8 protein-coding genes and 2 pseudogenes are annotated in these 6,723 nt (G+C 71.2%); 3 read left to right on the top strand and 7 right to left on the bottom strand.

All coding sequences use genetic code 11. From position 1 onward, the window contains the following. The 6 genes and pseudogenes from ACOOHC_RS00060 to ACOOHC_RS00035 form a co-directional block, all read right to left on the bottom strand. Window positions 1-277 (bottom strand): annotated as a pseudogene (locus ACOOHC_RS00060) (hypothetical protein); the annotation flags it as partial. Between the two features lie 49 nt (window positions 278-326). After that, on the bottom strand, window positions 327-572 hold the full coding sequence (locus tag ACOOHC_RS00055) for a hypothetical protein (protein WP_420450180.1): 246 nt from the start codon (window positions 570-572) through the stop codon (window positions 327-329). A gap of 132 nt (window positions 573-704) precedes the next feature. After that, window positions 705-1,028, bottom strand: coding sequence for a hypothetical protein (locus ACOOHC_RS00050; protein WP_420450179.1), 324 nt, complete (start codon window positions 1,026-1,028; stop codon window positions 705-707). Window positions 1,029-1,107: 79 nt separating this feature from the next. Beyond that, on the bottom strand, window positions 1,108-2,778 hold the full coding sequence (locus tag ACOOHC_RS00045) for an ATP-dependent helicase C-terminal domain-containing protein (RefSeq protein ID WP_420450178.1): 1,671 nt from the start codon (window positions 2,776-2,778) through the stop codon (window positions 1,108-1,110). Then, window positions 2,745-3,698 (bottom strand): DEAD/DEAH box helicase, encoded by a 954-nt coding sequence (locus tag ACOOHC_RS00040; RefSeq protein WP_420450177.1) that lies wholly within the window; start codon window positions 3,696-3,698, stop codon window positions 2,745-2,747. Before ACOOHC_RS00040 ends, ACOOHC_RS00045 begins: the two co-directional genes overlap by 34 nt. Before the next feature lie 14 nt (window positions 3,699-3,712). Next, window positions 3,713-4,138 (bottom strand): hypothetical protein, encoded by a 426-nt coding sequence (locus ACOOHC_RS00035; RefSeq protein ID WP_420450176.1) that lies wholly within the window; start codon window positions 4,136-4,138, stop codon window positions 3,713-3,715. 30 nt (window positions 4,139-4,168) lie between these two features. Between ACOOHC_RS00035 and ACOOHC_RS00030 the strand changes: the two genes are divergently transcribed. After that, window positions 4,169-5,077 carry a hypothetical protein gene (locus ACOOHC_RS00030; protein WP_420450175.1) on the top strand — a complete coding sequence of 303 codons (909 nt, stop codon included), beginning with the start codon at window positions 4,169-4,171 and terminating at the stop codon, window positions 5,075-5,077. A gap of 49 nt (window positions 5,078-5,126) precedes the next feature. On the opposite strand, the gene ACOOHC_RS00025 is transcribed toward ACOOHC_RS00030, so the two are convergent. Continuing rightward, window positions 5,127-5,432: a hypothetical protein gene (locus ACOOHC_RS00025; protein WP_420450174.1), complete on the bottom strand. Its 306-nt coding sequence runs from the start codon at window positions 5,430-5,432 to the stop codon at window positions 5,127-5,129. Between the two features lie 89 nt (window positions 5,433-5,521). Between ACOOHC_RS00025 and ACOOHC_RS00020 the strand changes: the two genes are divergently transcribed. Both ACOOHC_RS00020 and ACOOHC_RS00015 read left to right on the top strand, forming a co-directional pair. Beyond that, complete coding sequence (locus ACOOHC_RS00020) at window positions 5,522-6,364, top strand: nitrilase-related carbon-nitrogen hydrolase (RefSeq protein ID WP_420450173.1); 843 nt, start codon at window positions 5,522-5,524, stop codon at window positions 6,362-6,364. Window positions 6,365-6,418: 54 nt separating this feature from the next. After that, window positions 6,419-6,723, top strand: a pseudogene (locus tag ACOOHC_RS00015) (dihydropyrimidinase); the annotation flags it as partial.

Here is a 6,723-nt window from a genome sequence, read left to right as displayed (position 1 = left end):
CGATGTCGGGGAGTTCGGCCAGGGCGGGTTCGGGCGGTTCCGCCTCGCCCGCGGTCGGTTCGGTCGCGGGGTCGGTCGCAGGTGGCTCACCGGCGGACGTCTCGGTCGCCGGAGGCTCTTCGTCCGTCGTCTGGGACGTCGCGGCGTTCGTCGTGCTCTCGACGGCCTCGGTGGCGGTGGGTTCGTCGGGCTGGGTGCTCGACGTGTCGTTCGCGTCGCTGCCGCTGCATGCGGCGACGAGGGCCGCGACGAGGAGGACGGGGACGAGTCGACGCATCGGGCGAGCCTGTCAGACGGGAACGGGGTCGTACGAAACGGCGTCGGCTTCACAGAACCGTGCGCACGAGGAGTGCGATCGCACTGAACGCCGAGAGCCCGAGCACGACGGGCCGCACCCCCGAACCGATCAGTCGTGACCTGTACCGCCGGGCGGTGGCGAGGCCGAGGAGCACCGCCGGCAACAGCAGGAGCGCGAGCTCGACCTGACGTGAGTCGATCTCACCGGCCACGACGAGGGCGATCGCCGTCAGGACGGATCCGACCGAGAAGAACAGCGAGATCGTCGCCCGCATCACGACGGGGTCGCTGTGCTGGTAGGTGAGCGCGATCGGCGGCCCCGCCGACGCCGACCGCCGTGCCGGTGAATCCCGATGCGAGCCCGGCGACGACGATCGCCGACCGGGTCGGCGTGAACCGTTTCGTCGTCAGCGAGACGACGACACCGAACAGCACGGTGATCGAGACCAACAGTGCGAGGACGGTGTCGGAGATCGCTGCGACGACGATCGCACCGAGGACGAGTCCGGGCACCCGCGCCGACGAGCGCGGGCGGCCACCCCGGGGCGGTCGACGTGGGCCCGGTCGGCGACGGCGACGGTCAACGACAGCGGGATCACGGCCAGCACGATCGCGCCGGGGACGAAGTCGGGGTCGACGAACAGCAGCACCGGCGACGACAGGATCCCGACGCCGACACCGGTCGACGCCTGCATCACCGCGCCGAGATACACGATGGACAGACACGCCACCGCCCCCGCCACCGGCAGGCCCACCACCGTCACGAGACACCCGACACGACCGGGCTCGGGTGCCGCCGGCGGGTGGGGGTCACCGGTCCTTCATCCGCTTCGGGTCGGCGGTGGCCGGATCGTCGGGCCAGCGGTGTTTCGGGTACCGACCGGCCATGTCCCTGCGGACGTCCTCCCACGTTCCGGCCCAGAAACCGGCGAGGTCGGCGGTGACCTGGATCGGGCGGTCGGCGGGCGAGAGGAGTTCGAGGCGGATCGGTTCGTCGCCCGCCCGCGGGTGCTCGGTCACCCCGAACAGGTCTTGGACCCGCACCGACGCCGTCGGCTGTTCGCCCGAGTAGTCGATCGGAACCGACCGGCCGCCGGGCAACTCCAGTTCCGGCGGGGCGACGGTGTCGAGGTCGGCGCCGACGTCCCACGGGAGCTGCGATCGGAGAACCGTGGCCACGTCGAGCGAGTCGAGATCGTCGCGTCCGGTCGCTCCGGGCAGGTACGGCGCGAGCCACTCGTCGGTCGAGTCGACCAGCGCATCGACCGACCAGTCCGGCCACGGTGCTCCCCGGGTCCGGTGCAGGTACTGGACTCGCCGACGCAGCGACGTCGCAGCCGACGACCATCCGAGCACGGCGAGGCGCGTGTCGCGCACCCGCCGCATGAGTGCCTCGGTCGTCTCGGGTCCCGGTTCGGGTCGGCGGTCCTGCGCGCCGAGGCGGATCGCACCGAGTCGACGCTCGACCGTCTCGACGAGATCGTCGCGTTCGTCGTTCCATGCCACGGTCCGCTGCTCCTTGATGTCGTCGCCGGCGGACGCGATGACGTCGGCGACGTCGACTGCGGCGGCGAGGCGGATCCGGGCCCGGTCCCGTCGGCCGTCGAGGTCGGCGGCGACGACGAACGCCTCGTCGGCGAGTTGGTCGGAGTCGACGATCCATGCACCGCTGCCGGAACGCATCGTGAACTGTCCGGGCCTGCGACGGCCGGCGAGGCGGTCCGGGAACGCGAGGAGCAGGACGGCGCCGCAGCGGTCGTGGTCGATCGCCGTGCGGTCGAAGTCGATGCCGACCCGCCGGGCGAGCTCACGGGCGCGGTCGCGCACACGGTGGACGGCGCCACGATCGGCCCGGTCGTGGCCGGCGGCACCCGACACGACGGCCACCCGCAGCGCCAGGTCGACCGGGAGGTCGTCGGGTCGGCCGCGGAACACGTCGCGTTCGTCGACCAGCGTCGCCACGACGCAGGCCAGCGCCGAGCGTTCGAGCGCGACCATCCGGGCCAGACGGGGGTGGACCGGGAGGGCGAGCATGTCGCGCCCGAGGTCGGTGAGCGCGCCCGTGGTCGGCTCCAGAGCCCGCAGATCCGAGAGCAGTTCACGGGCCTGGCGGAGCGATGCGGTCGGTGGCGGGTCGACGAACACGAGATCACCGGTCGGCCGGTCGGGGTCGCCACCGACCCCCCATGCCGCGAGTTCGAGGGCGAAGCCCGCCAGGTCGGCCTGCAGGATCTCCGGCGTGCGGTGCTTCGGGCGCGTCCCGTGCTCGATCCTCGACCACAGCCGGTAGGCGGACCCGGGCTCGGTGCGACCCGCCCGGCCGGCGCGCTGCTCGGCCGACGCGCGGCTCGTCGACACCGTCGTGAGCCGTGTCATCCCGGTCCCGGGGTCGAAGCGTGGCTCGCGGGCGAGGCCGGCGTCGACGACGATCCTCACGCCGTCCACCGTCAGCGAGGTCTCGGCGATGTCGGTGCTGAGCACGACGCGCCGGCGCCCGGGAGGCGACGGTTCGAGCGCCGCGTCCTGGTCGGCCTGCGACAGCGCAACCGGCGAGCGGGCGGACGTCGATGCCGGGGCCGAGAGCGTCGAGCAAGCGTCGTTCGGTGCGGCGGATCTCGCCGATCCCGGGCAGGAACACGAGGACGTCGCCGTCGTGTTCGCCCAGCGCACGCAGCACTGCGGCGGCCACGTCCGACTCGATCCGCGGCGTCGGCCCGGAAGGGCGCCGGCCCCCGGTTCTTGCGACCGCCGCCACCGCGATTCCCCACGCGACCTGTGCCGGTGGGCGAGCGCGGCAGCCAGTTCATCTCGACGTCGAACGTGCGGCCCTCGCTGGAGACGACCGGCGCGTCGAGCACGCGCACGAGTCCTTCGGTGTCGGGGGTGGCCGACATCGCGAGGAGACGCAGGTCCGGACGGATGGAGCCGATCACGTCGAGGCACAGGGCGAGACCGATGTCGGTCGGCAGGTTGCGTTCGTGGACCTCGTCGAAGATCACCGCACCGACGCCGGGCAGTTCGGGGTCGCGCTGCATCCGGCGGGTGAGGATCCCTTCGGTCACCACCTCGATCCGGGTGTCGGGCCCGATGTGGCGCTCGTCGCGCGTCTGGTAGCCGATCGGGCCGCCGACGTCGGTGCCGGTGAGTTCGGCCATTCGCCGGGCTGCGGCGCGGGTCGCGAGCCGCCGGGGTTCGAGCATCACGATCCGGCGCCCGTCGAGCCACGGCTCGTCGAGCAGTGCGAGCGGCACGACCGTCGTCTTGCCGGCGCCCGGTGGCGCCACCAGGATCGCCCGGCCACGCTCGGCGAGAGCGCCGAGGACGTCGGAGATCGCCTCGACGACGGGGAGGTCGGGGAGGTGGGGCGGCGGCCCACTCCGGAACGACGACCCGTCGGACACCGGTACGCCGGGTCTCAGCCGAGCGCGGGCGAACCGCGGAAGGCGACCGGGTCGCCGGGTGCGGGGAGTTCGATCGACGACCACTTCGTGATCGTGGCGATCGCATCCGCCACCTTCTCCCAGGCGTCGGGGTCCCAACCCTCGGCTGCCGCGTCGACGACGCCGTCGACGCGGGTCAGAACGAATGCCGGCAGGGTCTCCAGACCCATCGCCCGCACCACCTTGCGCTCGGGATCGCAGAAGACGAGGAACCGGTCGGTGAGGGGGCCGAGGAACCGGGCGGTGTCGTCGGCGCCGGCGGTGACCACCATGTTGATCCGTACGTCGCAGCCGCGGAACTCCTCGAGGACGCGCGAGGCGGTCCGCAGGATCCACGAGCTCTCGTTCGTGTAGGGGTCGAGCACGACCGAGGCGAGATGGAACGTCGTGAGCCACTCCATGACCGGGCGCCCCGTCCCGAGCGCACCCCGGTGGAGCGGCGTGAGCACGAGGTCGGTCGGAAGCTTCACTTCGGTTTCGGCCACTCGGCGAGTCTACGGCTCGGCCCGGCGGGTACCTTCGATGCCGTGCATCCGATCGAGCATCTCCGCTACGTCGCTCGTGCCCACGGGGTCGATCCGACCGCGCTCGTCGAGGAGACCGCACACGCTCTCGGGTCGTTGCACTTCGACCCGGCCGGCCTCGTCGTCGCCTGTCGGCGGATCGTCGAACGGCATCCGTTCAGCGGTCCGCTGTGGTGGCTGTGCTCGTCGGTCGCGTCGTCGTCGGAACCGTTCGAGACGGTGTGGGAACTCGCCGATCGGATCCGCTCCGACCGCACCGGCGCCGAGCTCGCAGCCGCTCTGGCGGACGGGGCCGACGTCGTCACGATCGGCGATCCGAGCGTCATCTCGTCGGGTCTGGCCCGTCGTGGCGACGTTCGGGTCCTGGCGATCGACGTCGACCACTCGGCCACGTCGTTCGTGCGCACGCTGGAGCGTTTCGACGTCGACTACGAGCCGGTCGACGCCGGTGCCGCAGGGGCGGCCACCCGTGTCGCCGATGTCGTGCTGATCGAGGCGCTCGCCCTCGACGCCGAGCGGATCGTCGTTCCGTCGGGGTCCTCCACGATCGCCGCCTCGGCCTCGGCGTGGGGCACCCCGGTGTGGCTGGTCGCCGGTGTCGGCCGTCGGCTCCCGTCGCCGTTCGTCGATGCGATGGAGGTGCGACGCACGGAGTTGGCGAGCGACGTCGACGACTGGACGATCGACGTCGAGATCCTCCCCGCCCGCTTCGTCACCGACGTGATCGGCCCGCTCGGCTCGATGCCGATGGGCCCGGCCGCCGCGCAGGCCGAGTGCCCGATGTCGGCCGAGCTCCTGCGCCGCCCCGCCATGTGAGCGTCCCTCCCGGTGTCAGACACCGGGAGGGACGCTGGGCGCCTCGGGGTCACAGTCCCCGGTGGCGGGGCTCGTGGCCGAGGATCTCGGTGATCACGGCCTCGGCCTCCGCCCGACGATTCTCGGTCACGAAGATCCTCGCCATCGGCTCGCGGGTGTACATCGTGAGGTTGATCCCGAAGTCGTCGACGACCACGGCGGGGATGCCGTCGGCGATCAGTTCGTCGGTGATCATCCGACCCTGCCACGCCGGCACCCAGGCGGCCTCGACGGTCCGATCCGGGTCCGGCGGCGGGAGTTCGTCACGCCCGAGGAGCCAGTCCCACGCCTCACGGAAGGTGCGCGGGACCGCCATCGGTCCACGATGTTACGGCCGCCGATCGGCTCGGTGAACGCCGTCGTGCACCCGACGGGGATCGACGCCGCCGGGTGTACTGTCGGGCGATGGCCGACGTGATCACCGCTGCGCTGCTGCAGACCGACTGGACGGGCGACAAGGAGTCGATGATCGTCAAGCACGAGGAGGCCGCCCGTGAGGCGGCCGACCGGGGTGCGCAGGTGATGTGTTTCCAGGAGTTGTTCTACGGCCCGTACTTCTGCCAGGTGCAGGACGCGCAGTACTACGAGTACACCGAGTACATCCCCGACGGGCCGACCACACGACGGTTCATGAAGCTGGCCGCCGAGCTGAACATGGTGCTCGTGTTGCCGATGTACGAGATCGAACAACCGGGCGTGTACTACAACACCGCCGCCGTGGTCGACGCCGACGGGACGTATCTCGGCAAGTTCCGCAAACAGCACATCCCCCAGGTGAAGGGCTTCTGGGAGAAGTTCTACTTCCGGCCCGGCAACGGCGGATACCCGGTGTTCGACACCGCCGTCGGCAGGGTCGGCGTCTACATCTGCTACGACCGCCACTTCCCGGAGGGGTGGCGCGCACTCGGGTTGAACGGTGCCGAGATCGTGTTCAACCCCTCCGCGACGCACCGTGGCCTGTCGCAGTACCTGTGGTCGATCGAGCAGCCCGCGGCGGCGGTGGCGAACATGTACTACGTGGGTGCGATCAACCGGGTCGGTGTCGAACCGTTGGGCGACAACGACTTCTACGGCCAGAGCTACTTCGTCGGCCCTCGCGGAACCTATGTCGGCGAGATCGGCGACGACCACGACCCCGAACTGATCGTGCGCGACCTCGATCTCGGCGTGATCAAAGAGGTCCGGGACGGTTGGGCGTTCTACCGGGACCGCCGCCCCGACGCCTACGACGAACTGGTCCAGCACTGACCGTCCCTCCCGGTGTCGGACACCGGGAGGGACGCAACCGGAAGGAGAACGACCATGGCAACGACGTTGATCTCGGGGGGAACGGTGGTGTCGGCGGTCGGGCGGCGCCTCGCCGACGTGCTGATCGACGGCGAGTCGATCTCGGCGATCCTCGCCCCGGGTCAGGCCGACGCCCTCGGCGTCGTCGCCGACACGACGATCGATGCGACCGGCAAGTACGTCGTGCCGGGCGGCGTCGACGTGCACACCCACATGGAGCTGCCGTTCGGCGGGACCGAGGCGTCGGACACCTTCGAGACCGGCACGATCGCCGCGGCGTGGGGCGGCGTGACCACGATCGTCGACTTCGCCGTGCAGAA

Source organism: Ilumatobacter sp., from assembly GCF_965215205.1.
GTDB lineage: Bacteria > Actinomycetota > Acidimicrobiia > Acidimicrobiales > Ilumatobacteraceae > Ilumatobacter_A.
Note: the sequence above shows the minus strand (reverse complement) of the source record. Positions and strands in the feature narration are given on the sequence as shown.